At 34.2% G+C, this 371-nt stretch carries 1 protein-coding gene; it reads left to right on the top strand.

The features are described from left to right. Positions 1-371 (top strand): hypothetical protein (locus tag AAEY83_RS13225; RefSeq protein WP_351059448.1); only part of this gene is annotated, 371 nt, incomplete at both ends.

The following is a 371-nucleotide window of genomic DNA, read 5'->3' as shown; positions in this document are numbered from 1 at the left end:
GTTTCTTGGGTATAAAACAGTGGTTCGTTAAACCAACGCCTAAGCAGTTTTTTTATACAAGTTTAGTTTACGCGATAGTATTTCCAGTGATAGGTGTTTTTATCGCTGACTCTATGGTTTCAGCCTATATGCTTTTCTTTTTAATTTTATCTGCTCTAGTAACGCGAACCTACCTTAAGCCTGTTATTTCGAGTAATGGGTATAATGTTATTACCGGTATCATACCATTTATTATAATTATTACATTTCTCTTTAACTCAAGTATATCTTTTACAAAAATTGCTGAAGATAAAACTAAGCTAGAACAAGTGAGTGGGGTTATTCCAGATGAGCCATTTAACCGTCGAGTAGGTAAGAACACGTCATCATCA

Origin of the sequence: Psychrobacter sp. TB20-MNA-CIBAN-0197, from assembly GCF_040309765.1 — a bacterium.
In the GTDB taxonomy this organism is placed as follows: Bacteria; Pseudomonadota; Gammaproteobacteria; order Pseudomonadales; family Moraxellaceae; genus Psychrobacter; species Psychrobacter submarinus.
The sequence above is the reverse complement of the archived record's forward strand: the minus strand, read 5'-3'. Positions and strand labels throughout refer to the sequence as shown.